At 74.2% G+C, this 25,674-nt stretch carries 26 protein-coding genes, 1 tRNA gene and 1 pseudogene; 12 read left to right on the top strand and 16 right to left on the bottom strand.

The window, feature by feature from the left end; all coding sequences use genetic code 11:
• Positions 1-98 precede the first annotated feature (98 nt).
• Positions 99-755, top strand: coding sequence for a 4'-phosphopantetheinyl transferase family protein (locus ACSNOA_RS05215; RefSeq protein WP_436656787.1), 657 nt, complete (start codon positions 99-101; stop codon positions 753-755).
• Between the two features lie 99 nt (positions 756-854).
• Positions 855-1,832, top strand: a complete 978-nt coding sequence (locus ACSNOA_RS05210; RefSeq protein ID WP_436656786.1) for a DUF4352 domain-containing protein — start codon at positions 855-857, stop codon at positions 1,830-1,832.
• A 140-nt stretch (positions 1,833-1,972) separates the two neighbouring features.
• Here the strand turns inward: ACSNOA_RS05210 and ACSNOA_RS05205 are convergent, their stop codons facing one another.
• Complete coding sequence (locus ACSNOA_RS05205; RefSeq protein ID WP_436656785.1) at positions 1,973-2,500, bottom strand: NUDIX domain-containing protein; 528 nt, start codon at positions 2,498-2,500, stop codon at positions 1,973-1,975.
• A gap of 100 nt (positions 2,501-2,600) precedes the next feature.
• Between ACSNOA_RS05205 and ACSNOA_RS05200 the strand changes: the two genes are divergently transcribed.
• Entirely contained in the window at positions 2,601-4,046 is a 1,446-nt protein-coding gene (locus tag ACSNOA_RS05200) for an FAD-dependent oxidoreductase (RefSeq protein ID WP_436656784.1), read from the top strand.
• 123 nt (positions 4,047-4,169) lie between these two features.
• Here ACSNOA_RS05200 and ACSNOA_RS05195 read toward each other — a convergent pair whose 3' ends face one another.
• A complete protein-coding gene (locus tag ACSNOA_RS05195) occupies positions 4,170-4,655 on the bottom strand; it encodes a carboxymuconolactone decarboxylase family protein (protein ID WP_436656783.1) in 486 nt (161 codons plus the stop codon).
• Positions 4,656-4,822: 167 nt separating this feature from the next.
• On the opposite strand from ACSNOA_RS05195, the gene ACSNOA_RS05190 reads away from it, so the two are divergent.
• The 4 genes from ACSNOA_RS05190 (at position 4,823) to ACSNOA_RS05175 (ending at position 9,082) form a co-directional block, all read left to right on the top strand.
• Positions 4,823-5,761, top strand: coding sequence for an RNA polymerase sigma-70 factor (locus tag ACSNOA_RS05190; RefSeq protein WP_436656782.1), 939 nt, complete (start codon positions 4,823-4,825; stop codon positions 5,759-5,761).
• Positions 5,762-5,883: 122 nt separating this feature from the next.
• Entirely contained in the window at positions 5,884-6,006 is a 123-nt protein-coding gene (locus ACSNOA_RS05185; protein ID WP_436656781.1) for a hypothetical protein, read from the top strand.
• Positions 5,993-7,036 carry a DUF6461 domain-containing protein gene (locus ACSNOA_RS05180; protein WP_436656780.1) on the top strand — a complete coding sequence of 348 codons (1,044 nt, stop codon included), beginning with the start codon at positions 5,993-5,995 and terminating at the stop codon, positions 7,034-7,036. Before ACSNOA_RS05185 ends, ACSNOA_RS05180 begins: the two co-directional genes overlap by 14 nt.
• A gap of 1,506 nt (positions 7,037-8,542) precedes the next feature.
• Positions 8,543-9,082 (top strand): tyrosine-type recombinase/integrase, encoded by a 540-nt coding sequence (locus tag ACSNOA_RS05175; protein ID WP_436656779.1) that lies wholly within the window; start codon positions 8,543-8,545, stop codon positions 9,080-9,082.
• Between the two features lie 62 nt (positions 9,083-9,144).
• On the opposite strand, the gene ACSNOA_RS05170 is transcribed toward ACSNOA_RS05175, so the two are convergent.
• The 6 genes from ACSNOA_RS05170 to ACSNOA_RS05145 all read right to left on the bottom strand — a co-directional run bounded on the left by ACSNOA_RS05170 (position 9,145) and on the right by ACSNOA_RS05145 (position 16,047).
• Positions 9,145-9,221: transfer RNA gene (locus tag ACSNOA_RS05170), tRNA-Ala, on the bottom strand.
• Positions 9,222-9,654: 433 nt separating this feature from the next.
• The gene (gene sepX, locus ACSNOA_RS05165) at positions 9,655-10,446 is read right to left on the bottom strand and encodes a divisome protein SepX/GlpR (RefSeq protein WP_436656778.1); all 792 of its coding nucleotides are present in this window, start codon (positions 10,444-10,446) and stop codon (positions 9,655-9,657) included.
• Between the two features lie 177 nt (positions 10,447-10,623).
• On the bottom strand, positions 10,624-11,274 hold the full coding sequence (locus ACSNOA_RS05160) for a GNAT family N-acetyltransferase (protein WP_436656777.1): 651 nt from the start codon (positions 11,272-11,274) through the stop codon (positions 10,624-10,626).
• 79 nt (positions 11,275-11,353) lie between these two features.
• The gene (locus ACSNOA_RS05155; RefSeq protein WP_436656776.1) at positions 11,354-12,637 is read right to left on the bottom strand and encodes a molybdopterin molybdotransferase MoeA; all 1,284 of its coding nucleotides are present in this window, start codon (positions 12,635-12,637) and stop codon (positions 11,354-11,356) included.
• Positions 12,634-13,590 (bottom strand): UTP--glucose-1-phosphate uridylyltransferase, encoded by a 957-nt coding sequence (locus tag ACSNOA_RS05150; RefSeq protein ID WP_436656775.1) that lies wholly within the window; start codon positions 13,588-13,590, stop codon positions 12,634-12,636. The genes ACSNOA_RS05155 and ACSNOA_RS05150 overlap by 4 nt, the downstream gene beginning before the upstream one ends.
• A gap of 9 nt (positions 13,591-13,599) precedes the next feature.
• Entirely contained in the window at positions 13,600-16,047 is a 2,448-nt protein-coding gene (locus tag ACSNOA_RS05145; protein ID WP_436656774.1) for a diguanylate cyclase, read from the bottom strand.
• Between the two features lie 84 nt (positions 16,048-16,131).
• On the opposite strand from ACSNOA_RS05145, the gene ACSNOA_RS05140 reads away from it, so the two are divergent.
• Both ACSNOA_RS05140 and ACSNOA_RS05135 read left to right on the top strand, forming a co-directional pair.
• Complete coding sequence (locus ACSNOA_RS05140) at positions 16,132-16,821, top strand: 5-formyltetrahydrofolate cyclo-ligase (RefSeq protein ID WP_436656773.1); 690 nt, start codon at positions 16,132-16,134, stop codon at positions 16,819-16,821.
• Positions 16,742-16,975, top strand: a pseudogene (locus ACSNOA_RS05135) (FmdB family zinc ribbon protein); the annotation flags it as partial. The gene ACSNOA_RS05140 and the pseudogene ACSNOA_RS05135, both read left to right, overlap by 80 nt.
• 62 nt (positions 16,976-17,037) lie before the next feature.
• Here ACSNOA_RS05135 and ACSNOA_RS05130 read toward each other — a convergent pair.
• A complete protein-coding gene (locus ACSNOA_RS05130) occupies positions 17,038-17,226 on the bottom strand; it encodes a hypothetical protein (RefSeq protein ID WP_436658405.1) in 189 nt (62 codons plus the stop codon).
• A 324-nt stretch (positions 17,227-17,550) separates the two neighbouring features.
• Positions 17,551-17,724, bottom strand: a complete 174-nt coding sequence (locus tag ACSNOA_RS05125; protein WP_436656772.1) for a hypothetical protein — start codon at positions 17,722-17,724, stop codon at positions 17,551-17,553.
• Between the two features lie 242 nt (positions 17,725-17,966).
• Here ACSNOA_RS05125 and ACSNOA_RS05120 point away from each other — a divergent pair, with 242 nt between their 5' ends.
• Positions 17,967-18,725, top strand: coding sequence for a hypothetical protein (locus ACSNOA_RS05120; RefSeq protein ID WP_436656771.1), 759 nt, complete (start codon positions 17,967-17,969; stop codon positions 18,723-18,725).
• 174 nt (positions 18,726-18,899) lie between these two features.
• On the opposite strand, the gene ACSNOA_RS05115 is transcribed toward ACSNOA_RS05120, so the two are convergent.
• Positions 18,900-19,382 (bottom strand): DUF2231 domain-containing protein, encoded by a 483-nt coding sequence (locus ACSNOA_RS05115; RefSeq protein WP_436656770.1) that lies wholly within the window; start codon positions 19,380-19,382, stop codon positions 18,900-18,902.
• A 160-nt stretch (positions 19,383-19,542) separates the two neighbouring features.
• On the opposite strand from ACSNOA_RS05115, the gene ACSNOA_RS05110 reads away from it, so the two are divergent.
• Together ACSNOA_RS05110 and ACSNOA_RS05105 are read left to right on the top strand one after the other, a co-directional pair.
• On the top strand, positions 19,543-19,971 hold the full coding sequence (locus tag ACSNOA_RS05110) for a Fur family transcriptional regulator (RefSeq protein ID WP_436656769.1): 429 nt from the start codon (positions 19,543-19,545) through the stop codon (positions 19,969-19,971).
• Between the two features lie 54 nt (positions 19,972-20,025).
• On the top strand, positions 20,026-20,889 hold the full coding sequence (locus tag ACSNOA_RS05105; RefSeq protein ID WP_436656768.1) for an oxygenase MpaB family protein: 864 nt from the start codon (positions 20,026-20,028) through the stop codon (positions 20,887-20,889).
• A 120-nt stretch (positions 20,890-21,009) separates the two neighbouring features.
• On the opposite strand, the gene ACSNOA_RS05100 is transcribed toward ACSNOA_RS05105, so the two are convergent.
• The 5 genes from ACSNOA_RS05100 to ACSNOA_RS05080 all read right to left on the bottom strand — a co-directional run bounded on the left by ACSNOA_RS05100 (position 21,010) and on the right by ACSNOA_RS05080 (position 25,626).
• Positions 21,010-21,849 carry a RecB family exonuclease gene (locus ACSNOA_RS05100; RefSeq protein WP_436658319.1) on the bottom strand — a complete coding sequence of 280 codons (840 nt, stop codon included), beginning with the start codon at positions 21,847-21,849 and terminating at the stop codon, positions 21,010-21,012.
• Between the two features lie 136 nt (positions 21,850-21,985).
• Complete coding sequence (locus tag ACSNOA_RS05095; RefSeq protein WP_436656767.1) at positions 21,986-22,600, bottom strand: MarC family protein; 615 nt, start codon at positions 22,598-22,600, stop codon at positions 21,986-21,988.
• A gap of 40 nt (positions 22,601-22,640) precedes the next feature.
• Entirely contained in the window at positions 22,641-23,519 is an 879-nt protein-coding gene (locus tag ACSNOA_RS05090) for a PHP domain-containing protein (RefSeq protein WP_436656766.1), read from the bottom strand.
• A 23-nt stretch (positions 23,520-23,542) separates the two neighbouring features.
• Positions 23,543-24,763 carry a hypothetical protein gene (locus ACSNOA_RS05085; protein WP_436656765.1) on the bottom strand — a complete coding sequence of 407 codons (1,221 nt, stop codon included), beginning with the start codon at positions 24,761-24,763 and terminating at the stop codon, positions 23,543-23,545.
• Between the two features lie 50 nt (positions 24,764-24,813).
• Positions 24,814-25,626, bottom strand: a complete 813-nt coding sequence (locus tag ACSNOA_RS05080; RefSeq protein ID WP_436656764.1) for a SigE family RNA polymerase sigma factor — start codon at positions 25,624-25,626, stop codon at positions 24,814-24,816.
• Positions 25,627-25,674: the final 48 nt, after the last annotated feature.

Below are 25,674 nucleotides of genomic sequence, written 5' to 3'. Positions count from 1 at the left end.
AACCCTCCGGTGTTACATGATTGCGGTACGTTCGGCATCCATGACAGTCAGAAAGCCGACGCTCGGCCAAATTCCCGCTGGTCAGCCGCGCGCCGCCCATGCGTGACCTGCTGCCGCCCGAGGTCGCCGTGGCCGTGGCCGGGCCCGACGACTGGACCGGCCCGTTGCTCGCCGAGGAGCTGGCGTGTCTCGGCCCGCGGGCCGTCGACGACCGCCGGCGGGACTTCACGGCCGGCCGGGTCTGCGCCCGCCGGGCCATGACGACGCTCGGCCTGCCCCCGGCGGCCGTACCCTCTGCCGCGGACCGGGCGCCCGTCTGGCCAGACGGCGTGGTCGGCGCCATCACCCACACCCACGGCTACTGCGCGGCCGCCGCGGCCCGCCGCACGGACCTGCGCGCCGTCGGGATCGACGCCGAGCAGCACCGGGAGCTCGATCCGGGGGTACGACGGCTGGTCTGCCTGCCCGAGGAGGACGAGCGGCTGGCCTCCCTGCCGGCCGGTGTCTCGTGGCCCGCGGTGCTGTTCAGCGCCAAGGAGACCGTCTACAAGGTGTGGCACCCGGTGGTCGGCACCTGGCTCGACTTCACCGACGCGCTCGTGGACATCGACCCGGAGACCGGCACATTCACCGCCCGGATCGCGCCCGCCCGCGTCGACGCCGCGCCCGTTTCGGATCCACCGATGACGGTCCGCGGCCGGTTCGCGGTGGCCGGCGGGCTGGTCCGCACCGCCGCGGTGCTCCCGCCGCCCTGAGCCGACGTCACCACCCCACGCGCCGATCGCCGCGGGCGCGTCCGTTGCCGATGCGCGATAGCGTCGGCCAGATCCCCCGTCGACATCCCGAGGAGTACGGTGAGCCACCCCGAGCCGCCCGCCGGGCCGCACGACCCCCACCAGCCACCTCCGGAACCGCCGACCGAGGCGGTCCCCACGGCGCCCATCCCGCCGGTGTCCGGGGCGCCGCAACCGCCACCGGCCGGGCAGCAGCCGTGGGCCCCGCCCACCGCGCCCCAGCCGCCCGTGTCGGGGCCGCCGTACCCGCCGGTGTCGGGCGCCGCACCCTACCCGCCGGTGTCGGGCGCCGCGCCGTACCCTCCGCACGGGCCGTACCCGCCGGTGGCCCACCCACCGCAGCCGCCCTATCCGCAGGGCCCCGGCGGATACCCGCCCGGCGCCGGCTACCCGCCCGCGGGCCTGCCGCCGGAGAAGAGGTCGAACCGTACGCTGCTGATCGTCATCGCGGTGGTGGTCGCGGTGCTGGCCCTCCTCTGCTGCGGGGGCGGCATCGCCGCGGTGATCGTCGGCGCGAACACGGACGACCCCGTGGAATCGCTGCCCACGCCCGCCGTGACCAGCGGCGTGGGCGACACCCCGGGCAGCCGCCCGTCCTCCCCGGCGGCGCCCACCCGGGGCTCCGCCGCGCCGACCGACGGCGAGACCATGAACATGCCGGCGGGCGACACCCTGGTGATCAGCGACGACGACGGCACGATCCACATCACCGTGACGAGGTTCAGCACCCGGAAGACGGCCTGCGAACAGTTCGGGCTCGACCCGGACGAGGGCATGTACCTGATCGCCGACGTCACCGTGAAGGTCACCGAGGGCAGCGGCTCGGTGAACCCGCTCTTCTTCCGCTGGATGGCGGCGGACGGCACCGAGTCGAACGCGGTGGCCGGCGCGTTCTCCGGCTGCGGCAAGACCCTGCCGCCCGGCAACCTCAGCACCGGCAGCGAGCGGACCGGCACGGTCGTGTTCGACGTGGCCGACACGAACGGCGCGTTGGAGTACCAGCACCGGTTCGAGACCGCCGGATCCTGGCGACCGTGACGACGGCCGGGAGGCCGGCCCGCCGGTCGGCCTCCCGCCGGTCACACCACGCAGAACTCGTTGCCCTCCGGGTCGGTCATCACCACGTCCGCCATCCTGGCCAGCGCGCACCGCCCAGCGAACGAACGGGAACCCGCTCGTCAGTGCGCCGCGCGCCAGGCGCGAAGCCGCCGGTACGCCTCCAGACCGTCCGGCACCCACTCCCACTCCGCGAGCCGGCGGTCGAGTTCGTGGTCGGAAAGGAACGCGTGCCAGGCGACCTCGTCGGCCTGCGGGGCGACCTCGGACGGGCAGCGCACCTCGTAGACGGCGGACCACCAGCTGTGCTCGGGTGTCTCGTAGAGGAACGTGAACAGCGGTACGGGCGCTGGCAGTCCGCGTACGCCCAGCTCCTCCTCGGCCTCGCGCAGCGCCGCAGCGTCGTACGACTCGCCGGCCCCGACCACGCCACCGACGAACATGTCGTGGAGGGACGGGAAGACGAGCTTCCGGTCGGTACGGCGGTGGACGAAGACGCGGCCCGCGGGGTCCCGCGCCAGCACGAACACGCAGCGGTGCCGCAACCGTCGGGCGTACGCCTCGGCGCGCCGCGCCTGGCCCACCACCCGGTCGTGCTCGTCGACGATGTCGAGCATCTCGTCGGCGGAGAGCGGCGACTGGTCGTCCATGGGCAGATTCAACCAGGCCGCGGGGCCGACGGTGGGCGGCGGTGCGGCGGGAAACTACGGTCGTGGATGTCGACGTGTCCCGAGCAGCCAGGGAGATCGCATGCGCCCCTCCGCGTCCCGCCTCTTCGCCGCGATAGCGACGGCCGAACCGCCGGCCCAGACCCGGGTGGTCATGCGACGCGCGGTGGTGCTCGGTGGCAGCATCGCGGGGCTGATGGCCGCCCGGGTGCTCAGCGACCACGCCGACGAGGTGCTGATCGTCGAGCGGGACCCGTCCGACATGGCGGACGGGCCGCGCCCCGGCGTGCCGCAGGGCAGCCAGGTGCACGCGTTGCTGCCCGCCGGGCAGTTCCAGTTGGAGCGCTGGTTTCCCGGCATCGTCGACGAGGCGGTCGCGCTCGGTGCTCCGCTGCCGCCGGGCCAGGGCGCCACGGCGCAGATCTTCGTGAACGACGTGCTGGGAGTCCCGCCGGCCCCGTCGTCCACGGGCCCGATGCTGATCACCACGCGTCCGTTCCTGGAGGCGCTGGTCCGGCGGCGGACGCTCGCCCGTCCCAACATCACGATGGTGTACGGCCGGGCGGACGGGCTCGTCTTCGCCGACGGGCGCGTGGCCGGCGCGCGGTACGTGCCCGAGGGTGGCGGCACGCCGGTCGTCGAGCCGGCGGACCTCGTGGTCGACGCCATGGGCCGGTCCAGCCGGCTGAGCGACTGGCTCGAGGCCAACGGCTGGCCCCGGCCGCCGATGCAGCGGATGCCGATCAAGCTGAACTACGCGACCGCGCTCTTTCGGCGGGACGAGGAGGTGAGCGACACCTGGGTGGTGGTCTACCAGACCATGGCCGGCAGGGGCCGCACGGCGCGGATCGGCGGGATCAACTCCGTCGAGGGCGACCGCTGGATCATGCTGGTCGCCGGCTACGACGAGGACCGGCCCAGCCGCGACGTCGCCGACTTCACGGCCCGCTGCCGCGACCACTATCCCCCGATGTTCGGCGCCATCGCGGAACGCGGGGAGTTGCTGGGCGGAGTGGTCACGTACCACCAGGCGGATAGCCGACGCCGGGACTTCCACCGGCTCGACCGGCTGCCCGCGGGACTGGTCGCCGCCGGCGACGCCGTCGCTTCCTTCAATCCGGTGTACGGCCAGGGCATGACGTCCGCGATGCTGCACGCCTCCTGCCTGTCGGCGTACCTGCGATCCGGGCCGGCACCGCACCGGCAGCCGGCGCGGGCCTACTTCGACCAGGTACGCGTCGTCGTCGACGCCGCGTGGCAGATCTCCACCTCCGCCGACATCGCGCTGCCGCACGTCGACGGCCCGTACCCGCGCGGGTACCGGCTCACCCGGTGGCTCGGTGACCTGGTCTTCCGGGCGTCGATGACCGACCCGGTGCTGAGCGCCCGGCTGGGCCGGGTCACCACGATGCTCGACCATCCGGCGGCGCTGAGCCGGCCCGGCGTCCTGCTGCGGGCGCTCCGGATCCGCCTGTTCCCGCCCCGCGCCGCCACCCCGGCCGAGGGCCGCACTCCGGCGCGGACCTGATCCGCTGCCGCGGGCCGACGTAGCTGTCGTCGGCGGCGATTCGGCCCGGCCCGGATCGGCCGATCCGGGCCGGGCCGGCGATGGCGGTGGCCGCGGCGGTGGCGGTGGCGGTGGCGGTGGCGATCAGTGGAACGCGGCGGCGAACATGCCGGGCTCGTAGGAGCCGCCCTTCTGGTGCACGATCACGGCGAGCCGATTGGCCGCGTTGATGAGGGCGACCAGGGCGACCAGCGCCGCGATCTGGTCGTCGTCGTAGTGCTTGCGCACCTGGGCCCACGTCTCGTCGGACACGCCCGGGTGGGCGTCGCCGAGCCGGGTGCCCTCCTCGGCGAGCGCCAGCGCGGCGCGCTCGGCCTCGGTGAACACCGTCGACTCGCGCCAGGCGGCCACCAGGTTGAGCCGGACCGACGTCTCACCGGCGGCCGCCGCCTCCTTGGTGTGCATGTCGATGCACCACCCGCAGCCGTTGATCTGGCTGGCCCGCAGCGACACCAACTCCTGCGTCGACGCCGGCAGCGGCGACTGCTGGATCACCAGGCCGGCGTTGGCGAACCGCTTCGCGAACTTCACGGCGACCTCGTTGTCGAACATGTTGAACCGCGTCTCCATGGCCTCGTCCTTCCGTCGTGGTGGTGCGTGGACGAACATGGGATGCCGCCGAGCGGAGCCCTGTGACGGGGCGACGGCGTGACGTACGACATAGCGTCCCGGTGTCACACGACGGCGCGGCCCGGCATCTGATGGGTGACACAGCCGCGAGCGAACAGGAGCCACCCATGGCCGGCACGTCGCAGACTCCGCTCGACGACCGCGACCGGGACGGCAGCCTCGACAACCGTCCCGACCCCGCCACCGAGGCGTTCCTCGCCCACCGGAACCTGCTGTTCACCGTCGCGTACGAGATGCTGGGCTCGGCCGCCGACGCGGAGGACGTGCTCCAGGAGACCTGGCTGCGGTGGGCGGGCGTCGACCTCGACGCGGTGCGGGACCAGCGGGCGTACCTGGTCCGGATCACCACCCGCCAGGCGCTCTCCCGGCTGCGGACGCTCGGCCGCCGCAAGGAGTCCTACGTCGGCTCCTGGCTGCCCGAGCCACTGCTCACGACGCCCGACGTGGCCGAGGACGTCGAGTTGGCCGACAGCGTCTCGATGGCCATGCTGCTCGTGCTCGAGACGCTCGGGCCGATCGAGCGGGCCGTGTTCGTGCTGCGCGAGGTGTTCGACCTGGCCTACGACGAGATCGCCGAGGCCGTCGACAAGAGCCCCGTCGCGGTGCGCCAGATCGCGCACCGGGCGCGGGCACACGTCGCGGCGCGGCGGCCGCGCGGGGTGGTCTCCGCGGCCGAGACCCGATCCGCGCTCGAAGCGTTCCAGCGGGCGGTCGACACGGGCGACCTGCAGAACCTCCTCGACATCCTCGCCCCGGATGTCGTCCTTCTCGGTGACGGCGGCGGCGTCAAGCAGGCCGTCCCGCGGCCCATCGTGGGAGCCGACAAGGTGTCCCGGGTGCTGGCCGCCGGGCTGCCGAGGATCCGCGCCGCGTCGCTGCGGCCGGCACAGGTCAACGGCTACCCGGCGCTGATCCTCCGGCTCGACGGCGAGATCGACACCGTCCTGGCCGTACGCATCGACGACGGGCTCGTCACCGGGCTCTACGCCGTACGCAACCCGGAGAAGCTGTCGCACATGGAGCGCGAGACCGCCCTGCGCCGTTGAACCCGTCACCGTCGTCCGGGCCCGTTGGGCGAGCCCGGCGGACGGCGGTCACGAGCCGGATGCCGGTCCCGTCGCGTGCGCCACGGGGGCGAGTTGTCGGCGGCACCTGCGAGGATCCGGACATGAGCGCGACCGCCTCGGACTACACCTGGTTCTCCGACCGCTTTCCGGGCCTGGCGGAGGCGTACTGCCGGACCCCGTCCGGTTCCGTCGAGTGGGAGACTCCGGTCCATGGCCGACGATGATGTGGCGTGGTACCAGCGGCTGCTCGACGCGAAGCCGGAACTGATCGACGAAGTACCATGCTGGACGGTCATACAGCCGTTGACCAAGCCGGTCACGGTGGCCGAGGTGGTGCGCCGGCTCGGTGGAGATCCAGCCGAGATCGAGCACCGGAGCGGATGGGACCCTGATGCCCCCGCATCGGTGGTGCACCTCAACCAGGTGGGCCCGGCCGTGGTGATGGCGGAGGTGATGAACGCCGAGGGCATCCGCGAGGAGGTACTGCGGCGGCTGTCCGACGGCGCTGTCGTGCACAGCTCGTGGTGGGGTTCCGCCAACGGCCGTAGTTTGCTGTGCTACGCCGTCTTCGGCCGGTTGCTGACCCAGTTGCAGTATCTCGACGACGACCAGCCCGGCGGTGAACAGCCCGAAGCCCTCGACGAGGATCGCGCCGCGCTGCGCGGGCTCACCGACGATCCCGACCTGGACTACCCGGCCCAACTGGCCTTGGTGGAGCGGCGCACCGGGGTCCGGCTGGACGCCGCCTGGTTGGACCAGCCGCACCCGACAGTCGTGCTGCGCAAGCCGATCCCCGACGACCCACGCCCACCGGGCAACTTCGCCGCAACGGACCCGGACCTTGCGGCCAGGCTCCTCATGGCCGACGAGCCGACGTACCGCGCCGCACTGCGCTGGGTGCTCGACCAGCTCGCCGACGACTGGGATCTGCGTAGCGAGCCGTTGGTCGACGCGGTGCTCGGCACGTTGACGCACGACTGGCCCGCCCGCAAGGACCTGGGGCCCGAGTCTCACGCATTGGATTCCCGGCTGAACGCGGAAGTCAACGCCAGCCCGGGCATGTCGCCCGAACGCTGGCGCCGGTTCTACCGCATGCGCGCTGGTCAGGCCTTCACCGCGACGGTCGTCGACCCCCACGACAGGTCAAAGCCATTGGACGCGCTGTGGTACGCCCAACAGGCGCTTCAGGAGCGGTGGCCGGCCATCCGCGCCGAACTGTGGCGACGGGCGAGGCATCACGGCAGCACGCTTTGACTCATTGAAACTGGGCGGTAAGCGGTTTTTTTCCGGGGTCAGCGACGATGCCATGGCCGGGATGTGGCTGCCCACCGGGCCCCTCGCGCCTCGCTGACCAGTCGTGTGCAGGTCGTCCGGTTGCTCACGGCGTTACCGTGTCCCGTGATCGTATGGCTCAACGGCGACGCGCTCCGCGACGCGCGCGCCAAACAAAAACGGGGCCCGAAGGCCCCGGATCCTCGCTGATGCGTGCCCGCCGATCTTGCTGGCGGATTCCCTGGATAACGGTGTTACTGGTGGAGCTGAGGGGATTTGAACCCCTTACACCCACGGTAGCGAGAGAACATCATCAATCGGTCCGATCGACGGCGCGATCAGGGGGAAGAACCTGCGGACGCCTGCCAACGCTTGCCACCGTTGGTTGCCCTCAGTTGTACCCGATCTGTACTAGATGATCTTCGACGGCTTCAAGCTCCTCGGCGATCCCAGCCCGCCGGCCCCAACTCCTGGCAGCCGCCGGTCGATCTAGATTGGGACGTGTGACGTGGGAGACCTTCGACAACGGCCTGCCGCCAGTACTGCGACACGCGGGGGAGGCACACGATCCGGCCTATGCCTTCGGGATCGGCGAGACGCCCCTCTTGGAGTCGTGGTCACTGATCTTCCAGGAGTGCCCCGGAACGAGTGAGGAGGACAAGTCGCACGGCATGGACACATACTGGATCGGGGTCGGTCCGTATGGCGAGCTGGGCTGCTATGGGGAGGTGATCGAGTGCGAACTCGCCCCGTCGCGGCAACCAACCCTTCCCATGATGCCTCCCAGCGACACGAGTGAGTTGCGGCTGGTCTTCGCTGCCCAGACTGCAATAGACCTGGATCTACCGCGGGAGGTCCACTTCGCTCTCCACTTGCCTCCTGAGCAGCTTCAGATCGTTAAGCGCGGGTTGGTCCGGGTCCTCAGTTCAGGTAGACCCAGTTCACTGCCCCGTCTCATGCGGGTTTAGTTCCAACCCCTCTGATGGCCCTGCACGTTCACCCAACATCGGTTGCGGTTCCGGACGTCACCGTTAGTCGGTCGCGCCGGGTTCCCCTCCGCTGCGCCCTTCCAGCCATCCCGTCGGACTTCGTCCGCACACCGTGGAGCGGGTGGGGCCTGCCCGGTCAAGGTGGAGCACCCAGCGGCTGAACGACCTTGACCGGGCAGGCCCTGCCCGCTCGGCTCCGCCCGGACGAAGGTTGGCGGGATGGCACCACCATCCCGGAGTGCCCGAGACCCCGCCGGAGGCATGCCCTGGTCGTCACGCTCAACTCCGAAGCCCCGGATCTGCCTGTACTCATGGCGGCCCGGGGCTTCGTCGTATGTCGCGCCGCCGGCGGGCTATCACCGACGCGCTGGCGGCCGAAGCCAGAGGCGCGGCGGCGGGCCTTCGGCCCGGCCCAGGTTCGGCGGCGCGAGCGGCCCGCGACGCGGGCCGCCTTGAGGACAGCACCCGGTGCATCGACCCGGACCGGCAGGAACTCCACGTGGTCCAGCAACTGCGCTTCCACAAGGCCAGCTACGGCGGCTTCTACCTCGCCCCACCGAAAGCCGGCTCAGTCGGCGACGTCGATCTGGACGACCACGTCGCGGCCGTCTTCGCCGAACACGTCCGCAAGTACCCGCCCGCCCTGGTCGAGCTGCCCGACATCACCGCGGGCACGCCGGACCCGGGCAAGGATCCCAAGCGACGACCGGTGCCGTTGCTATTCACCGACGACCTGGGCCGGCCGATCCACGGCCAACGTTGGTCTGACCTGTGGCAGATCTGGCGCAGGGCGGCCGGGTGGCCTGATGAAGGCACCTTCCACTCGCTGCGGCACTACTTCGCCACCCGGCTGATCACCTCAGGCGCCGATCACACGGACGTGCAGAACGCCCTACGGCACTCCAGCCTGCGAATCACCCTAGAGACCTACGTCCACTGGTGGCCGAAGAAAGACCGCCGCCGCAACATCATCAGCAGCGCGCTCCGCGACGCGAGCACAAAGCGCCAACGGTCCCCGAAGACCCAGGATTCGCGCTGACTTGTACCGGATGTGTACCCGATGATCTTGTGAGCAGCATTGCCGCTGCTCAACGGTGTTACTGGTGGAGCTGAGGGGATTTGAACCCCTGACCCCCTCGATGCGAACGAGGTGCGCTACCGGTCTGCGCCACAGCCCCTCCGCCGGCGTGCCGGCGTCGGTCCCACCCGGCTTACACCGGGCGGGCCGGCGACAAGGCTAACAGGTCGGGCGCCCCGGGGGCGAATCCGCCCCCGTCCGCCGCGCCGCCATCGGCGATCACGCGGAACCCGCAACGGTGAGAAGCCGCAGACCAGCCCATTCCGGGCACCACGATCGACACGATCCGCATGATCGACTCGGCTTTCCTGAAGTCGCGGTGTTCCGGCCGGGTGGTCACCCCGACTTCAAGGGAGTCGAGTCGATCATGCGGCCGGGCCGGCCCCGAGGGCGGACACGGGCCGGCCCCGAGGGCGGACACGGGCCGGCCCCGAGGGCGGACACGGGCCGGCCCCGAGGGCGGACACGGGCCGGCCTGAGGGCGAACCCGGGCCCGCGAAGGCCACCCGGGCAGCCGCCGCTACCCGGGGCCGTCAGGCCGTGTGGGAGCCGCGACCGGCCTCGTAGGCGCGGCCGCGCAGCCCACCCGCGCGCCGGTAGGAGACCGAGCCGCCGTTCGCGGCGGGCGGCAGGTCGGCCGGCCGGTCGAGGCCCATGGCCGCCCGGCGTACGACCTCGCGCTGGGCCGCGAGACGACGCTGCGCCTCCCGGCGGGCCGCCGCCCGGCGTGCCTGCTCGCGCCGCACCTCCGCCTGCCGGGCGGCCAGCCAGGCCGCCTCGCGGGCGCGGGCGCGCCGCCGGCGCTGGTCGGCGATGGCCCGCTGCCGCAGGTGTACGACGTACGCGACGAGCAGCGTGCCGGTGACCGAGAAGCTGATCCAGAAGCCGGGGCCGACCACGAGCACGCCGATCAGCTCGACGCCGTTGAGCAGGAGCAGGGCGGCGAGCACCCGGCGGCGCCGGTAGACGGCCGGGGTGTGGCGACGCGACGGCGGTCGACGGCGGGCGCGGTTCGGGGCGGGCGGCACGGCGCGCAGCCGGCCCGACCGGCGGCCGGCCGCGGGAGGGGCCGAGACGGGCCGGGTGAGACCACCCGTAGCCGAATCTTCACTGAGTGTGACTACGAGGGACCGAGGTGGGCGGACCGGCCGCCGTCCCGGCACAGTGCGGCGGCGGCGCTGGCGCTGGAGCACCCGCGCCGTCGACTGCGCCCGCTCCGCCACCAGCCGCTCGGTGGCGTCGTACCGGCGGACGAGCGCCGGAGCGAGGGCGAGCAGGCCGGCGGCGGCGAGGACGGCGAGGAGCACCGAGGTCGGCACCCTCACCCCTCCCGTCACCGAATTCGGAGCAACCGCTGCCCGGCCGCAGGATCTTCCACCGATCGGTGTCGGCCGCGTGGATCGTACGGGCGTGCAGCGCTTGCCACAGCTTGCAGTTACTTGAGGTTACGGGCGACGGCCCGTCTCGCCGACGCGCCGCGCCGATCCCGTGCGTGGGACGGTTCACCCCGCCCCGGCGCGTACCCGGTGCCAGCGGGCCAGCAACCCGCCCTCGGCAGCGACCTCCTCGCTGGTCATCGCGTATCCGATGTGGTCACGCCAGGCGCCGTCGATGTGCATGTAGCGCACGTGGTACGCCTCCTCGCGGAACCCGAGCTTCTCCACGACCCGCCGGGACGGCCGGTTCTCCGGCCGGATGTTGACCTCGATGCGGTGCAGGCCACCGGGGCCGAACGCGTGGTCGACGGCGAGCGCCAGCGCGGTGGGGATCACTCCGCGGCCGGCCACCCGGCGGTCCACCCAGTAGCCCACGTACCCGGAGCAGAACGCCCGCCGGACGATGCTGCCCACGTTGAGGTGCCCGACGAGCCGCTCCTGCCCCTCCTCGCGCAGGCAGACCGCGAACGGCATGCCGTCACCGGTGCGTGACGAGCGCCGCTGGTCGCGGTAGACCCAGCGAAAGGCGGCCGGCGAGTTCAGCTCGTCCCACTCGCCGGGCAGCGACGACTCCCAGGGCGCGAGCCAGGCCTGGTTGGCCCGCCGCACCTCGGACCAGGCGGCGGCGTCCGAACGCCGGTACGGGCGCAGCACCACCGCACCGTCCACGAGGACGGCCGGCCAGCCGGGCGCGCGGCCGGCTCCGAAGAGGCTCACGCGCGGGACCCTACGCCCGGCACCCCGCTGCTCGCGACCGCGCTCCGGCGCGGCGGCGGATCGGGCCGGGAGCGCCTGTTCACCGGCGGCGGTCCAGGAGCAGGACATCCACGGTGGAGCCGGCGGCGGCCGTCGTGACGCGCTCACCGAGCACCAGCAGGCCGTTTGCCTCGGCGAGGCCGGAGAGGGTGAACGGCCCGCCGCTGAGCGGCTGGACCGTGTACCCGCCGCCGCGGCGCTCGGCGACGTGCGCGGGGCGGAACTCGCGCAACCCGGTCGGGGACGAGACGGTCTCCAGGAGGTGCGCCCGCACGCTGGGCCGGAACACCGGCTCGGCCCCGGCGAGCAGTTGGATCGCCGGCCGGGCCAGCACCTCGAAGCCGATCAGAGCGGCGCCCGGGTCGCCGGGCAGGCAGACCACCGGCACCTCCTCGGCGCCCACGGTGCCGAACCCGAGCGCGGTGCCCGGATAGAGCGCCACCTCGGTGAAGGTGACGGGTCCCGCCCGGCCGCCCTCGCGACGCGAGAGGATGCGACGCACCATGTCGCCCGGGCCCGTGCCGGTGCCACCGGTGGTGATGATCAGGTCGGCGCGCAGGGTCTGGTCCTCGAGCAGCCCGCGCAGCCCCTCCGGGTCGTCGTCGCAGATCCCGACCCGGTACGCGAGCGCGCCCGCCTCGGCCGCCGCGGCCGTCAGCGCGTGCGAGTTCGCGTCCACGACCTGGCCGGGCTGGCTGCCCCGGCCGACGTCGACCAGCTCGTCGCCGGTGGCCACGACGACCACCCGCGGGCTGGGCCGCACCACCACGTGCCCGATGCCGGTGGCCGCGAAGACCGCAACCAGCGCCGGCGAGACGTACGTGCCGGCCCGGGCGAGCAGCGCCCCGGCGGGCAACTCGTCCCCGGCCCGGCGGACGCCGTACCCCCGCTTGGGGGTGCGGTAGATCTCGACGGCGGCCATGCCCTGGTCGGTCCACTCCACCGGCACCACCACGTCGGCGGCGACGGGCAGCGGCGCGCCGGCGGCCACCGAGAAGCAGGACCCCGGGGTGAGGCGGACCGGCCGCCAGCTGGCCGCGCCGAGGTCACCCACGACGTTGAGCCGGACCGCCCGTCCTCCGGCGGCCCGGCCCGCGCCGGAGAGGTCCTCCCAGCGCGCCGCGTACCCGTCCACGGCCGCCTGGTCGAAGGCCGGGAAGGCGTGCGGGGCGACGACGTCCTCGGCGAGGACGTTGCCGTACGCCTGGGTGAGGTCGAGGTCGAGCGGAGGCAGCGCGCGCAACCTGCGCAGCACGCTGCCCAGGTAGTCGGCGAGCGGCGTCAACCCGTTCGCGGCCGCCTCGGCGTCGGCCGTCGCTGTCATGTATTAGGACCGCCCGACGCGTCGGAGTTGACGAAGTCGACGAGCCACTTGCGGAACTCGGCGCCGAAGTCGTCCCGCTCCACGGCGATCTGCACCACCGTCTGGAGGTAGCCGAGCGGCATGCCGGTGTCGTAGCGGGTGCCCCGGTAGACGATCGCGTGCACCGGCACCCCCTCCATGCGCAGCAGTTCCATGGCGTCGGTGAGCTGGATCTCGCCGCCGCTGCCCGGCTCCGTACGCCGGATGGCGTCGAAGATGCGGCCCGGCAGCACGTACCGGCCGAGGACCGCGAGGTTGCTCGGCGCCTCCTCCGGCTTGGGCTTCTCCACCATCCCGGTGACCTTCACGACCTCGCCGATGTCGGTGAGGTCGCCCTCGGCCGGCTCGACGGAGGCGATCCCGTACCGCTTGGTGTCGGCCGGGTCGACCTCGAAGAAGGCCAGCACCACGCCACCGGTGCGGGCCTGCAGCTCCAGCATGGCCGGCAGCAGCGGCTCGTCCATCTTCACGAACTCGTCGCCGAGGAGAACGGCGAAGGGCTGGTCACCGACGTGCGACTCGGCGTACCCGACGGCGTGGCCCAGGCCGAGCTGCTCGGGCTGCCGGACGGTGTAGATCTCGGCCAGCTCGCTGGGGCGCTGCACGGCGGCCAGGATCTCCGGCTTGTTCTTCAGCCGCGCCTCCAGGTCCGGCCGGCGGTCGAAGTGGTCCACCATCGAGGTCTTACCCCGACCGGTGATCAACAGCACGTCGTTGATGCCGGCCTGGGTGGCCTCCTCGACGATGTACTGCAACACCGGCCGGTCGACCACCGGTAGCAGCTCCTTGGGCACCGCCTTGGTCGCGGGTAGGAACCGGGTGGCCAGACCGGCGGCCGGGATCACGGCCTTCACCGCGCGGGAACGGCCGGTCGCGGCGGCCGTCGTTGAGGAGTTCGCTGAGTGCTCCGACATGTCGCGAGACTATCGGCCACGGCTCTGCCGCGGCGGGTGTGGCCCGGAAGACGCGCCGCCTCCCGGGGCGGGCCGCGCCGGTCCGGGGCCGGCCCGGGCGACGTCGGAGCCGGTGAGCGCCGGGCCGAACGGCTCCTCGATGCTCCCGGTCTCCACCGTCGCCGGTTCCGCGCGGTCGGCGGCGTCCGCCTCGGCGCGGCTGGGCGCGACCGCGCGGCCGGCGCGGGGCAGCCCGTCCGGCGGGGTGAGCGCCCCGGCCGGCACCGGTAGCTCGCGGGCGGCCAGGGCACGCCGCGTGCTCAGCCGGTACGTGTCCCGGCCGGCCGCCTTCGCGGCGTAGAGCGCGTCGTCGGCCGCGTCCAGCACCTGCTGCCCGTTGCTGGCGTGGTCGGGGTAGACGGCGATGCCGATGGAGACGGTGACCCGCACCGGCACCGGCGAGCCGCCGTGCGCGTCGACCGCGATCGACGTGTCGCGGATCGCCGCGCCGAGCCGCTCCGCGACGATCGCGGCGCCCCGGGCGTCGGTCTCCGGCAGCAGCAGCACGAACTCCTCGCCGCCCTGCCGGAACGCCAGGTCGACCTCGCGGATCTCGCCGCGTACCCGGCGGGCGAACTCGGCCAGCACCGTGTCGCCGGCCGCGTGCCCGTACGTGTCGTTCACGTCCTTGAACCGGTCCAGGTCGAGGGCCAGGACGCTGAGCATCCGCCCGAACCGGCTCGCCCGCTCGACCTCCCGCCGGATCGACTCGCGCAGGTAGCGGTAGTTCCACAGCCCGGTGAGCGGGTCGGTGAGCGAGAGCCGCTGCGCCTCCTCGTGCATCCGTACGTTCTCCACGGCCACGGCGGCGTGGCTCGCGAAGGTGCGCAGGGTGACCACGTCGTCGTCGTCGAACTCGTCCGCGCCGAGCCGGTCGTAGAGAGCGAGCACGCCGAGCGCGGCGGCCGCGTCGCCGGCCGCAGACCGCGAGCCGGGCCCGCCCGCCGCGCCGGCGGGCCGCGCCACGGCGCCTCCGGGCAGCTCGATGGTCGGCGCGTCGTCCCGCGCCGGTGCGGACGCGGGCCCGGGTGGCTGGGACGGGCCGGGTCCGCCGGCGCCTCCCGGCCCACTGGCGCTTCCGGGTCCGCCGGCGCCTCCCGGTCCGACGGGGGCCGCGAAGGGAACCGCGACGTACGTGCGGCAGCGCGGCTCGCCCGGCGGCGCGTCGGCCGGGTCCATCCGGCCCCGCTGCGGTACGCCGGTCGCCGCGACCGCGCCCACCACGCCGCTGCCCACCGGCACCCGCAGCGCGGCCGGGCCGTCAATCTCCGGGCAGCGCCCGTCGAGTCCGTCGGTGCACCGGGCCACCAGCACGCCGCCCGAGTCGACGAGGAGCACCGCCCCGGCCCGGGCGCCGGTCGCCGCGATGGCGCTGTTGAGGATCACCCGCAGGATGCGCTGCAGGTCGTGGGTGCTGGCCAGCGTGTCGCCGAGCACGGCCAGGTGGCCGCGTAGCTGGTCGCGGCTGCTGGTCAGGGCCGCCACGTAGGCGCCGGTCTCCCGGGTCATCCGGTTGAACGCGCCCGCGAGGCGGCCCAGCTCGTCGCGCGTACGCACCGGCACCCGCGCCGTCAGGTCACCGTGCGCGACCCGGTCGACGGCGCCGGCCAGCTCCACCAGCGGTCGGGTGGTGACCCGGGCCAGCCGCCAGGCGGCGAACACGGCGAGCAGCGCGGCCAGCACCACGGCCCCCACGAGCACGGTGTGCAGCCCGGGCGGCTGGTCGCTCGGCACCGAGAGCACCAGCGGCAGCGGCTGCCCCGACGACGGGCCGATCCGGCGCACGTACCGGCCGTCGGCGGTCTCGGTCACGCGCTCGCCGTCGAGCGTGCCGGCGGCGGCCAACACCGCGTCGCGTACCTCCCGGGCCTCTGTCGTGTGGGTGACCCGCGCCGAGCCGGCGCCGTCGTCGAGCAGCGTGACCGCCACGCCGGTCACCGCGGCGAGCCGGGACACGAAGGCCGGGTCGACCGGCTGCGCCGCGGTGACCGCGCCGAGCGTCGCGCCGGCCCGGTCGCGCAGGTCGACGCGGACGGTGAGCGCCCGGACCGGGCCGCCCGCCGGGACCGCGCCGGCGCACTCCTGCCACGGCGTCGGCGGCGCGCCGGGGGTGCGGTAGGTGATTCGCCCCGCGACGTCGCTGACCACCACGGCCGAGGCGAGCCCCCGGCTGACCACCTGGCCCGCGGCGCCGGCCCGGTCGGCGCCGGTGAGCGCCACGGCGTCGGCCGCCGCGCGCAACTGCTGGCAGAGGGCGTCGACCGAGGTACGCACGGTGGCCGCCGCCACGGCCAGCCGCTCGGCGGAGCGGCTGCGGTCGACGGAGTGCGCGGTCGAGGCGACGAAGAGGGCGCCGAGCAGGACCGGGCCGAGCACCACCGCGAGGAAGGCCGCCGTCAACCGCCCGCGTAGCGTCACTCGCTCCCCCCGGAAGTTGCGCCTCCGATGTTGCGATGCTGACACAGAGCAACCATGGGAGCAGCGTTGCGTCAGGAGTGTTGCGTGCCGGAATTTTCTGATGGAGCGGAAGTGACCCATGTGGCGAAACGGGACATGCGGCGGGAGCTGCTCGCCCGCCGCCGGGAATTCACCGCCGAGACGCGTGCGACGGCCGCGTCCCGCGTCCAGGCCGAACTCGTCGCGCTGGTCCGCCGGCTGCGTCCCCAGCGGATGACGGCGTACGTGCCGGTGGGGTCCGAGCCTGGGGGGCCGGAGCTGCCGGACGTGCTGCGCCAGGTGCTGCCGCCCGGGGGCGAACTGCTGCTTCCCGTGCTCCGGCCCGACCTGGACCTGGACTGGGCCGCGTACGCCGGGCCGGGCTCGCTCGCCGTGGCCGGACGAGGGATGCGGGAGCCGACGGGGTCGCGGCGGGGTGTGGGCGCGATCACCACGGCGGAGCTCGTGGTGCTGCCGGCACTGGCCGTCGACCGGCGCGGGCTGCGGCTGGGCCGCGGCGGCGGCTCGTACGACCGCGCGCTCGCCCGCGTGCCGGCCGCGACGCTGACCGTGGTCCTGCTGCACGACGGCGAGTTGGTTCCGGCCGTCCCCGCCGAGCCGCACGACCGGCCCGTACGCGCCGTGATCACCCCGGACGGCGGCCTGCGTACGCTGGATGCCGCGTCGCCGCCCGTGGCGGAGGCGCCGCCGGGTGTCGCGCCCCACACTTCGACTGGACGAACCAGCGGAGAATGACGCAACATTGGCACTCGAAGACGTCGAGTGCCAACCGGCCGAGTCCGATCCGGAGGAGAACGTGCCCACGTACCAGTACGCCTGCACCGCGTGCGGTCACCAGCTCGAGGCGGTGCAGTCCTTCTCTGACGCACCGCTCACCGAGTGCCCGGAGTGTGCGGGACGGCTGCGCAAGGTCTTCAACTCGGTCGGCATCGTGTTCAAGGGCTCGGGCTTCTACCGCACCGACTCCCGCTCCTCCGGCTCCGAGAAGTCGACGGGCAGCAGCACCCCTGCGAAGTCGGACTCGTCGTCCAGCTCGACCACGTCGTCCAGCACGTCCTCGTCGAACGGGTCGTCGTCCGGTTCCGCGAACGGCTCCTCGTCCGGTTCGTCGTCCGGCTCGTCGTCGGGCTCCTCGTCCAAGACGGCGACCGCCAGCTCCTCTTCCTGACCGTCCCGAGTCAGGCGACCAGGCCGACGGCCCGCGGACCTCACCGGTCCGCGGGCCGCGCCCGGTATCGGGCGGCGCCGACCCGGCCGCCCCCGGCTGCTCGGGCAGGCCTGGCCGCGCCCGGTTTCCGGCGCGCCGATCCGGCCGGCGGCGGGTGCCCGGGCAGGCGGCCTTCCAGCGGACACCGGCCCCCTCCGCGCGCGTTGTCCACAGGCCGGCTCGTTGTCCACAGGTTGGCTCGTTGTCCACAGGCCGTGGTCGCGAAGCTCCGGTGCGGGCGGTCGACGAGGAAGCGATCAGCCCCAGTGCGGGGGACGCTCCGCGAGCCACCAGTCGTCGTCGCGGGTTGACGTCTCGCCCCAGCCGCGGTCCGTGTCGTCGCTCGTCTGCTCGGGCAGCACCACGAAGTCGTCGCTCAGGTCGACGGTGCGATCGTCGTCGCCGCGGGAACTCGGGTCCTCGGTGCTCACGAGCGGCAAGGGTAGCGCAGCCGGAAGCGCGACCCGGGCAGCGAGCCGCCCTCGGGACAGCATGATCGACACCAGTTCGGCGAAGTGGCGGGGTCCGGGGCGCGCCGATACCGCCACATCGGCGAAACGGAGTGGATCACCGTGCTCGTGCTGGCCCCGACCCGGCCGAGCGCGTACCGGAGGCGGAACGCCCGGCCGCGTCCTCCGGTAACCCGGTCCGGGCGTTGGTAGCGTCGGACGGCGTGACGACCCCCAGCGGCGGCAGTTCCCCGGACGACGACTACTGGCGGCGGCCGCCGACCGGCGGCGACGGGCTGCCGGACCGGTCGGCCACACCCCCACACGAGAGCGGCGCACCGGGGCCAGACCAGCCGCCGGGGGCGAGCACGCCACCCGAGGCACCCACCGAGCCCGGCCCGAGCCCGGCGACCGGAACGAGCGCGCCACCCGACCCAACCCTGCCGGCCGGACCGAGCGCGCCACCCGACCCGACCCTGGCGACCGGACCGAGCGCGCCACCCGACCCGAGCCGGACCTCCGGAGCGGGCACGCCGCCCGCCGCCAGCACCACACCCGACCCGGGCCAGACACCCGAGCCGGGCTCGCCGCCGGAGCCCGGCATCCCCTCCGACGCCGGCAGCACAGCCGGACCGAGGCAGCCACCGCGACCCGGCACCGCACCGGGCTCCGGCACGCCGACCGGTCCCGGCCCGAGCCCGTCGCCGTACGCGAGAACGCCGACCGCCCCGGGCGTTCCAGCCGGCTCGGGCGTGGCGGCGGGTGGGTACACCGGTCCGCCGCCGAGCACCCCGCCGCCTGCTGGTTGGCGTCCGCCCGTACACCTGGAGCCGGCGCCTGCGCGGGTACTGCCTCCGCAGGACATGGCCGGGCTGGACGCGGCCGAGGATCGCGCGCGCCGGGTCACCTACTCGATCGGGGCGGTGGCCGGAGTGGTGCTGCTGGCCCTGCTCTGCCTGCTCTGCTCACGCGTCATCGTCTGAACACCGCCACCACCGCACGCGCCGCGCCACGCCGCACGGGCCGCACCGCACCACACAGGCCGCGCCGCGCCGCACAGGGCAGCGCCGCGCCGCGCTGCCCGCGCCGCGCCGCACAGGGCAGCGCCGCGCCGCGCTGCCCGCGCCGCCGCAGCGCCCCGCCCGCCCGGGCCGGCGTCAGAGCGTCGTGCCCCAGACGGTCTCGGCGCCCGAATGTCCCGTCAGGTAGACGTAGATCAGAGCGGCGACCGCCAGGCCGACGACCGCCACCGACAGCACCGGGGTGACCAGCGCCGGCAGTCTCGGCACCCGGCGGTGGCCGCTGGTCGCCACCAGCAGGAGGAGCACCACGATGCCGAGCGGGACGACGATCCGGAACAGGATGTCCCCGTACCGGGAGTGGTCGAAGATCTGGTCGAGGATGGGCCCCTGGAAGCCCCGGGCCACCAGCGCGTCGGTGAACGCCTCCCCCGACTGGACGGCGAAGAACGCCGAGACGGGCGCGATCACGGCGAGAATGCCCACGGCCCAGTCCAGCCGGGCACGCCAGCGCGGCAGCACCACGTAGGCCACGCCGAGCAGCGCCAGCAGCGGTACGAACACCACGACCGCATGCACCACCAGGACGTGGACCGGCAGGCCCAGGATCTGCTCGAACATCGGCTCCTCCGTCACGGATCACGGTCGCGGCTGCAGCCTACGTGCGCGGCCGCCGCACCCAGGCCTTCGACGGGCTACACGCAGCGGACGCCGCACCGGTTCATCGGCCCGCGCCGAACGCGGCTTGTCGAGTGGGATGGTGCGTGCTGTCATTGGGCCCATGTCGAGTGCCGAGGATCTTCTCCGGTCGAGGGGCCTGCGGGTCACCCGGCCGCGCCTCGCCGTGCTGGACGTGCTGGCCGACGGCGGCCACCTCGAGGTCGAGGAGATCACCCGTCGGGTGCGGGCACGGCTCGACTCGGTCTCCACCCAGGCGGTGTACGACGTCCTGGGCGCCCTCTCCCGGGCCGGCCTGTCGCGCCGGATCGAGCCGGCGGGCAGCCCGGCCCGTTACGAGGCCCGGGTCGGCGACAACCACCACCACGTGGTCTGCCGCGGCTGCGGCGAGATCGCCGACATCGACTGCGCGGTCGGCGAGACGCCCTGCCTCGACCCGGACACGGCGCACGGCTTCGAGATCGACGAGGCCGAGGTGACCTTCTGGGGGCTCTGCCCGAGCTGCCGGGCCCGCCGCGCCGCCGACGCGTGACCCTCGTGGCCGGCGTATCACCCGCTCGCGTCGTGGGCGTGGCACGCTGGGTCGATGGATTCGGATGACCTCGGCCTCTTCGGTCCGGGTTCGGTCACGTGGAAGGTGCACGCCGAGCCGATCCTGATCGTCGCCGGCCTCCGTTCGCTCTACCTTCAGGCGCTGCACCCCCGCGCGATGGCCGGGGTGGCGCAGAACAGCAACTACCGCACCGACTCCTGGGGGCGTCTCGTCCGCACGGCCACGTACGTGGCCACCACCGTCTACGGCACCAGGACCGAGGCGGAGGAGGCGGGACGGCGGCTGCGGCGGCTGCACGCGCGGCTCAGCGCCACCGACCCGGCCACCGGTGAGCGGTTCCGCATCGACGATCCGGACCTGCTGCGGTGGGTGCACGTGGCCGAGGTGGAGTCGTTCCTCGACACCGCCCGCCGGGCCGGCCTGCCGCTGACGCCCGCCGAGGTGGACGGCTACTACACGGAGCAGCGCCGCGCCGCCGCCCTGGTGGGCCTCGACCCGGCCAGCGTGCCGGGGACCGCCGACGAGGTGGCCGACTACTACCGCGCCGTCCGCCCCGAGTTGCGGATGACCCGGGAGGCGGCCGAGACGGCCCTGTTCCTCACGGCGCCGCCGCTGCCGTGGAACCTGAGCCTCCCGGTCCGGCTGGGGCTGACCCTGGGGCCGCCACGGTGGGCGTACTTCGGCGTCGCCGGCACCGCGCTCGCGCTGCTCCCGGCCTGGGCCCGCCGGATGTACGGCGGCCTGGGGCTGCCCACGACCGCCCTGTCGGCGGAGCTGACCGTGCGGGGGCTGCGCCTCGCCCTCGCGGCGTTGCCGCAACGCTGGCGGGAGGGCCCGGTGTTGCAGGCCGCCAGGGAGCGGGCGGCCCGCCTCGCGGGCGCCGCGGAAACGAGCTGACACCCGAGCAGCCAGCCCGCCCCGCGGGCACGGCGGGAACGAGCTGACACCCGAAGCAGCCAGCCCGCCCCGCGGACACCGGGCGGCCGCGGACGGACCCCGGGATGGGCCGCGTGCCCGTCAGTCGCCGGTGGCCGCCCCGGTCGGGCGATCGACGGCGGCCCACGGCTCCTTGCCGGGCGTCTGCGCTCCGGCGGGACAGGCGCGCCGATAGTCGCACCAGCCGCACTTCGGGCCGGGCGTGGTCGGGAAGGCCTCGTCGGGGTCCGCGCCGTCGGCCACCGCCCGTTCGGCGGCGATGATGTCGCGGGCCGTCTCCTCGGCGCGGGTGACCTGCCGGGCCAGCGACTCGACGGTGTGGTCGTGCCCCGCCACGGTGCCCGTCGGCAGGTGGTGCAGCTCGACCCGGCGGCACGGCCGGCGGAACGTCCGCTCGGCCGCGTACGCGTAGAGCGCCAGCGCCTGCGAGCCACGCGCGTCGTCGGCGTCCAGCCCGGTGCGGCCGGTCTTGTAGTCGACGATGACCAGCTCGGGGCCGTCGGGGCCGGGGCGGGAGTCGATCCGGTCGGCGCGGCCGTTGAAGGCCAGCACGGCGGTCTTCACGGCGACCACCCGTTCGACGCCGAGAGGGTCGACGCCCGGCTCCAGCGTCTCGACGTACGACTCCAGCCAGCCCAGCGCCCGCCGGTAGGCGGCCCGCTCCTGCTCGTCGTCGCGGTAGCCCTCCCGCACCCAGGTGCCCCGGAGCAGCGCGGCCAGCGCCTCGGGGCGGCGGCGGTCGGGCTCCAGGGCGTACCAGTTGCGCAGGGCGGTGTGCACGCTCGCGCCGAGGGAGTTGTGCGCCCACGGCGGGCCCTTCGGCGGCGCGGGACGGTCGACGTAGGAGTAGCGGTAGCGGCGGGGGCAGTCGGCGTAGGTGCCGAGCTTGCTCGGGGTGCAGACGAACAGCCGCTCCGGCATGCCCTCGAAGCCGAGCTGCTCGGCCTGCGCCTCGCGGGGTCGGGGGGCCCGGCCGCCGGGGGACGGTCGACTGGTCGGGGAGGGTCGTCGCACGCCTCGGATCCTGCCATCCACGTACGACAGCGCCGACGCCGCGTCAGAACACCGCGAGGTAGTGGCGGATGAACGCGGCGATCGCGTCGGCGATGAGCTGCACCGCGATGGCGGCCAGCAGCAGGCCGGCGATCCGGGTCAGCACCTCGATCCCACCGGGGCGGAGGATCTTGACGATCACGCCCGAGAACCGGAGCACTATCCAGACCGCGGCCATCACCGCGATGATCGCGAGGCCGATGGCCACGTAGTCGGTGGCGTTGTCGGCGCGTTGGACGAAGAGCATGGTGGCCACGATCGCGCCGGGGCCGGCGAGCAGCGGCGTGCCCAGCGGGACGAGCGCGATGTTCGAGGTGGACTGGCCGCTCGGCTGGTCGCCCTTACCGGTCAGCAGCTCCAGCGCCACGAGCACGAGCAGCAGCCCGCCGGCCGCCTGGAGCGCAGGCAGGTCGACGTGCAGGTACGCGAGGAGGGTCTGCCCGGCCACCGCGAAGACGACGATCACCCCGAGCGCCAGCGCGACCGCCTGCCAGGCGGCCCGGTTGCGGTCCCGGGCCGGCAGCGGGCCGGTCAGCGCGAGGAAGATCGGCATCATGCCCGGCGGGTCGGTGATCACCAGCAGGGTCACGAAGACCTCGCCGAAGAGCTTCAGATCCACCTGATCAAGGTATCGGCGCCTCCGGAGGACGAACCGCGGATCAGCCGGAAGCGACGCCGGTCACCCCGCCGGCGTCCGCGACGATCCGCTCGTACGCCTCGAGGTCGGTCGTGAACGCGCCGAGCCGGACGGTCTTGTGCGTGCCGTGGAAGTCGGACGAGCCGGTGACCAGCAGTCCCAGCTCGCCGGCGAGTCGGCGGACGTGCTCCCGCTCGTCCGGGGAGTGGTCCTCGTGGTCGGCCTCCAGCCCGGCGAGCCCGGCGGCGGCCAGCTCGGCGATCAGCTCGTCGGGCACCACCCGTCCCCGCCGGGTGGCCCGCGGGTGGGCGAAGACCGGCACGCCGCCCGCCGCGCGCACCAGCCGGACCGCGTGGAAGACGTCGATGTCCTCCTTCGGCAGCCGGTAGCGCTCGCCCAGCCAGTCCGGCCCGAACGCCTCGCTCGTGCTGCCGACCAGGCCGGCGCGGATGAGGGCCTGCGCGATGTGCGGCCGGCCCACCGTCCCACCGCCGGCGGCGGCCAGGATCTCCGGCCAGCTCACGTCGACCCCGTCGGCCCGCAGCAGGTCCACGATCCGCTCGCCGCGCTCCAGCCGCGCCGCCCGCACCCGGGCCAGCTCGGCCACGAGGTCGGGATGGTCCGGATCGAAGAGGTACGCGAGCAGGTGCAGCGGCAGCGCCGGTTCGGCGCCGAACCAGCGGCAGGAGATCTCCGCTCCCCGGACCAGGCGCAACCCGGGCGGCAGCGCGGCGAGCGCGGGCACCCAGCCGGCGGTGGTGTCGTGGTCGGTGATCGCGACCACGTCCAGACCGGCGTCCGCCGCGGCGCGTACCAGCTCGGCCGGGGTCAGCGTGCCGTCGCTGGCCGTCGAGTGGGTGTGCAGGTCGATGCGGTCGCCCGGCCGGGTACGCGAGGTCATCGCCCGACGTTACCGGCCGGCGGTCAGGAGCCGGTGACCACCACTGGCCGGCCGGGCGTGCCGCTGTCCGTCACCTGGTCGGCGGTTGCCGGCTCGCCGGCGACCACCTGCTTGACGGCCATCCGGACGAGCCCGCCCGACGCGTCGACGTACGTCGCCTCGTCGGCCGAGGACCAGTCCACCGCGCCGGCCAGCGGGGGCCCGGCCGGCTGGGCCGTCAGGGGCTTGCCGTGCCCGTCAGGCTTGACCGCGGCGAACCCGGCGAGGTCGACGAGCAGGGCCTCGGCCCGGCCGTTGAGCAGCAACCAGCGGCCGTCGTCGGAGACGGCGCCGAGCCCGTCGTCACTCAGGGTCGGCCCGCAGCCGGTGTGCACCGGGGCCAGCCCGTCGCCCGGATCGAGCAGGGCCAGGCAGGTCTGGCTCGGAGTCTTCGCGGGCACCAGGCCGACGAGCCGGCCGTCCGGCAGGGCTCCGTAGATCCTCAGCGTGGCCCGGTCGGTGGCGGGCGCCAGCGGCGCCGCGGCCGGGTGCCACAGGGTGTGCCCGGGCCGGTCCGCGTCGAGCCGGACGAGGACCGCGTTCCCGACGAACCCGACCGGCGCCGCCGTCGCCGGCGCGGGTGTGCGTACCGGCGCGATGAGCTGCATGCCCACGACGCCGGCGGCGTTCAGCTCGTTCCCGTCGCGCCAGGCCACCTGCCGGCCGTCCGCGGCCACCGCGATGGCGTCCGCTCCGGCCAGCAGGACCTGGATGGTGCCGCGGCGGGGCACCGCCCAGAGCGACCGGCCGGCCGGGGTGGGTGCGCCGACCACCAGCCAGCCGGCGTCGTCGGGCAGCCGCTGGGCGCTCTCGGCGGGGCCGATTCCGCCCAGCCCCACCCGGTCGCCGTTGGCTGCCACGATCGCGTCGCCGAGGACGAGATCGGTCCCGCCGCCGGGCGGTACCGTGCCGAGCACTCCGGGGTTGGGCTTGAGGGGCTCGGGCCGGGCCTGATCGGACGGGTCGCCGAGCACGACGGTGGGCGGGGTCGGGCGGCGCGTGTCCGCCCCGAGTTGGGCCACGCCGGTGCTGACGAGCACGGTCGCCACGGCGGCCAGGGCCAGCCCGGCCACGGTCCGCTTGCGTTGCGCCCGCCGGGCGCGGCGGATCGCGACGCCGGCCGGGTCGGCCGAGAGCAGCCGAGGCTGGGCGACCTGCTGGGCGAAGGTCCGCCGGACCGCCCGTTCCAGCTCGTCCTCTGTCACGTGGAGTGGACGACTCGGGGACCCGATCCGGTTGTCGCTCCGGTGCGGGCTCATGGCTGCTCCCCGGGAACGGTGCCGGCCGGGGTGCCGGAGAGGGCGGTGGCGGGGACCGGGACGTCCGCTGCGGCGCCGTCCCGTGGCGCCGGCGCCGCGGCGGGCAGGGCGCCGAGCTCCGGGGCGCCGGCGGGATCCGGCACCAGATCGTCGACGGGCACGGCGTCGTCCGGGCCGCCGGTCCCGGCGTACGCCCCGGTCACGATCGACTCGCCCGGGGCGGGCCGCGACGCCCGGTCCGGCTGCGCCGACGGGCGAGGCGACCGGCCCGGGCGCGTCGGGGTGGACGAGGGCTCGGCGGGCAGGTCGAGCGCGGCCTCGGCACCCATCCGGCGGCGCAGCGTGGTGAGGGCGCGGGATGTCTGGCTCTTCACCGTGCCGGTGGAGATCCCCAGCAGCGCGGCGGTCTGCGATTCGGACATGTCCTCGTAGAAACGCAGCACGAGGACGGCCCGCTGCCGGCTGGGCAGGGCGCGCAGGTGCCGCCAGAGCAGGTCCCGGTCGAGCTGCCGCTCGATCTCGTCGGCGCCGGCGTGCTCCGGGAGCACCTCGGTGGGGCGCTCACCGTGCCAGCGGCGGCGCCACCAACTGGTCGACGTGTTGATGAGGACCCGGCGGGCGTACGGCTCCACCGCCTCGATGCCGCCGAGCCGCCGCCAGGCGAGGTACGTCTTGGTCAGCGCGGTCTGGAGTAAATCCTCCGCGGTGGCCCAGTCACCGGCGAGCAGGTACGCGGTGCGCAGCAGGGCGCCGGAGCGAGCCGCGACGAACTCGCGGAACTCCTCCTCCAGATCTTCCCTGCTCGGCAACCGCCACCTCCAGGACCCCGGCCGTCCAGGCTGGCACAGCCGGAACGG

It is taken from the genome of Micromonospora sp. URMC 103 (genome assembly GCF_051386435.1).
Taxonomy (GTDB): Bacteria; Actinomycetota; Actinomycetes; order Mycobacteriales; family Micromonosporaceae; genus Micromonospora.
This window is presented reverse-complemented; position numbering and strand designations above follow the sequence as displayed.

Bases quoted from the DNA above. Each gene is read 5' to 3' on its own strand.
- ACSNOA_RS05205 (WP_436656785.1), bottom strand. From the start codon at position 2,500: ATGGACGACCAGTCGCCGCTCTCCGCCGACGAGATGCTCGACATCGTC.
- ACSNOA_RS05115 (WP_436656770.1), bottom strand. From the start codon at position 19,382: ATGTTCGAGCAGATCCTGGGCCTGCCGGTCCACGTCCTGGTGGTGCAT.
- ACSNOA_RS05100 (WP_436658319.1), bottom strand. From the start codon at position 21,849: ATGCCGGAGCGGCTGTTCGTCTGCACCCCGAGCAAGCTCGGCACCTAC.
- ACSNOA_RS05200 (WP_436656784.1), top strand. From the start codon at position 2,601: ATGCGCCCCTCCGCGTCCCGCCTCTTCGCCGCGATAGCGACGGCCGAA.
- ACSNOA_RS05180 (WP_436656780.1), top strand. From the start codon at position 5,993: ATGGCCGACGATGATGTGGCGTGGTACCAGCGGCTGCTCGACGCGAAG.
- ACSNOA_RS05195 (WP_436656783.1), bottom strand. From the start codon at position 4,655: ATGGAGACGCGGTTCAACATGTTCGACAACGAGGTCGCCGTGAAGTTC.
- ACSNOA_RS05105 (WP_436656768.1), top strand. From the start codon at position 20,026: ATGGATTCGGATGACCTCGGCCTCTTCGGTCCGGGTTCGGTCACGTGG.
- ACSNOA_RS05150 (WP_436656775.1), bottom strand. From the start codon at position 13,590: ATGTCGGAGCACTCAGCGAACTCCTCAACGACGGCCGCCGCGACCGGC.
- ACSNOA_RS05190 (WP_436656782.1), top strand. From the start codon at position 4,823: ATGGCCGGCACGTCGCAGACTCCGCTCGACGACCGCGACCGGGACGGC.
- ACSNOA_RS05185 (WP_436656781.1), top strand. From the start codon at position 5,884: ATGAGCGCGACCGCCTCGGACTACACCTGGTTCTCCGACCGCTTTCCG.
- ACSNOA_RS05215 (WP_436656787.1), top strand. From the start codon at position 99: ATGCGTGACCTGCTGCCGCCCGAGGTCGCCGTGGCCGTGGCCGGGCCC.
- ACSNOA_RS05090 (WP_436656766.1), bottom strand. From the start codon at position 23,519: ATGACCTCGCGTACCCGGCCGGGCGACCGCATCGACCTGCACACCCAC.
- ACSNOA_RS05110 (WP_436656769.1), top strand. From the start codon at position 19,543: ATGTCGAGTGCCGAGGATCTTCTCCGGTCGAGGGGCCTGCGGGTCACC.
- ACSNOA_RS05155 (WP_436656776.1), bottom strand. From the start codon at position 12,637: ATGACAGCGACGGCCGACGCCGAGGCGGCCGCGAACGGGTTGACGCCG.